Source organism: Gemmiger formicilis, from assembly GCF_900167555.1.
Lineage (GTDB): Bacteria > Bacillota > Clostridia > Oscillospirales > Ruminococcaceae > Gemmiger > Gemmiger formicilis.
The window spans coordinates 1-2,164 of sequence record NZ_FUYF01000072.1 but is presented as its reverse complement, the minus strand read 5'-3'; the positions used below and the strand labels follow the sequence as shown (position 1 = coordinate 2,164).

The window sequence follows — 2,164 nt, the reverse complement described above, 5'->3', positions numbered from 1 at the left end:
GTTTTTTGCAATGAGGTTTTTTGTTTTTGTTAGTGTTTGATTTTCAGAATAATTTTAGCAGCATATCGTCTGCCGCATCGGTGTACTGCCCTTTTCCTAGACGCTCGTTCCTCAGCCTGTTTATAGTGATTCGCATGAGGCGGATTTCTTCTGTAGAAAAAGTAGCTTTTTTATCGGCTGGGACAGAATCAATTTTCAGTATCAGTCGCCCCGGGTTTTCCGTGTTATGGCCAAGTGCCTTTTCTTGATAGTAATAGGGTGCCAGTGCTTTCAGTAAGATACTTTTGTTTGCGCGTGTCAGCTTGATTTTTCTCGTCATAATCCAATCGCCTTTCCAAGTTTTTCTTGCGCTTTGCGCTTGTTCTTGTCGAATGCGTGGGCGTAAATATCCAGCGTTGTACTTGCCTGTGCATGACCAAGCAGGCTGGCAACCGTTCGTACATCCACGCCCTGTGAAATCAGCAAGCTGGCGTTTGTGTGCCGCAAGCTATGCACATTCAAATCCAGCGGCAAGTTGTTTGCTTTCAAAATCAGCTTGAATCTGTAAGTGAATGTGCAAGGGTTCATCGGCTTACCGTTAGGCTGGCGGAATAAGTAGTCATCCTTATCCACAGTTTCATTTGCTGTCTGCTGCCTATCCCACTCGCACTCTTTCCGCCACGCCTTGAGTAGCTGGCACATTTCTTTGCTCAAGTAGACCATACGATCACCGCTGCTGGTCTTGGGATCCTTAGTGATTGATTCTTGGTGGCTAAGTTTGATCACACCCCGCTGTACATGGATTGTACGCTTGCGCCAGTTGATGTCACTCCATTTTAATCCACAGGCTTCCCCACGCCGCAACCCGGTTGCCAGTACCAGCTTGAAATAGGTTTCGTACTTCATACTCTGACCTTCAAACGCTGTAATCAGTTTCTTTACGGTTTCCTCGTCAGCCACCGGGCGCTCTTTCTTCTGTCCTTTCGGTTTGTAACATCTCCATGCGGGATTGTGGGTCAAATAACCCTCGTCCACAGCCGCCGATAGGATGCCGCACAGCGTGTTGTGTAAGCCTTCGACCGACTTCTCGGATAGATTTCCTCTGCCGTCCAAACGCGGGCTGTGCCGCATTTCTTCGTAAAAATCTCGGATGACTTCCTTGCGCAAATCCGTCAGTTTATAGTTGCCCAACGCCGGCAGAATGCGCCGAATGTCCTGCAAATCTCGTTGGTACGTAGAGTCCGCCAGTTTCTTCGGTCCTATGTCAGCCGCCCAATGCTCAATGTACTTTGCCAGCGTAATGCTTCGGTTGATGGGTTCCGGTGTATGCTGAACCTCGCGTTCAAATAGGATTGCCTGTTCTTTTACCCATTTCTCTGCCTGTTTGGGTGTGTACTCCTTGGGTGGCTTGACCGTTTTCTGCACAGATTTTAGTCGGTTCCCTTCGTAGTCATACCCACGAGATACCACGATCAAATAGCTATTACTGCCGCGTTTTCTGATAGACGCCATGTTTTGCACGCTCCTTAGTGTTATTTTATTGACCTGCGGTACTACAAAGCATACCGACAACTGCGACAGAAAGCTATCACCACACCAAACAATCTTTTGCCCTAAAATCCACCTATTACTGACAAAACGGCACCGCCATCTTTGACGGTGCCGCTGTTTATTTAACCTGCCTTCTTGGCTTCCCTATTCTTATTTTTCATAAATGCAACATAGCACGGATTTTGGTTGTTCAGCAAATCTTGCATCAGGTTTGCGGCCTGCTGCTTCGCCACGTCCTGCGGGTGGCAGTAGGTGCGTTCCAAGAATGCCGTATCCGCATGACCCAGCAGGGATGCCGCCACCTGTTTGCTGGTGCCTTCCTGCAGCAGATAGGTTGCGTAGAAATGCCGCAGGGTATGCAGGTGGTATTCCTCAGGCAATCCGCATTGCCTATACAGCCTACGCAGATGTCGGGTAAAGGTATACGGGTGCGGCACATGACCATCGGGGTCTGTAAAAATCGGCTGCTCTCTATCCGGAACGCCGCTATGCAGCACCTGTTGCTGTCGTAGCGCCATCAGAAGCTCCCATATCCCCATCGGAATGGTTACAATCCGTTCCCGATGGCTCTTGGTGTCGCTCTCAACAATCTGCCCGGATGCGCAGCTGCGGGAACGGCGGACGGTCAGTTCAC

At 49.5% G+C, this 2,164-nt stretch carries 3 protein-coding genes; all 3 read right to left on the bottom strand.

The annotated features are described in order from the left end of the window. Positions 1–43: 43 nt before the first annotated feature. A complete protein-coding gene (locus B5D32_RS14550) occupies positions 44–319 on the bottom strand; it encodes a hypothetical protein (protein ID WP_078785666.1) in 276 nt (91 codons plus the stop codon). Continuing rightward, the gene (locus tag B5D32_RS14545; RefSeq protein ID WP_078785665.1) at positions 316–1,491 is read right to left on the bottom strand and encodes a tyrosine-type recombinase/integrase; all 1,176 of its coding nucleotides are present in this window, start codon (positions 1,489–1,491) and stop codon (positions 316–318) included. Before B5D32_RS14545 ends, B5D32_RS14550 begins: the two co-directional genes overlap by 4 nt. A 161-nt stretch (positions 1,492–1,652) precedes the next feature. Next, a partial coding sequence (locus B5D32_RS14540) for a tyrosine-type recombinase/integrase (protein WP_159447076.1) occupies positions 1,653–2,164 on the bottom strand: 512 nt, incomplete at its 5' end.

Excerpts from the sequence above, each read along its gene's own strand:
- B5D32_RS14545 (WP_078785665.1), bottom strand. The coding sequence starts at position 1,491 with ATGGCGTCTATCAGAAAACGCGGCAGTAATAGCTATTTGATCGTGGTA.
- B5D32_RS14550 (WP_078785666.1), bottom strand. The coding sequence starts at position 319 with ATGACGAGAAAAATCAAGCTGACACGCGCAAACAAAAGTATCTTACTG.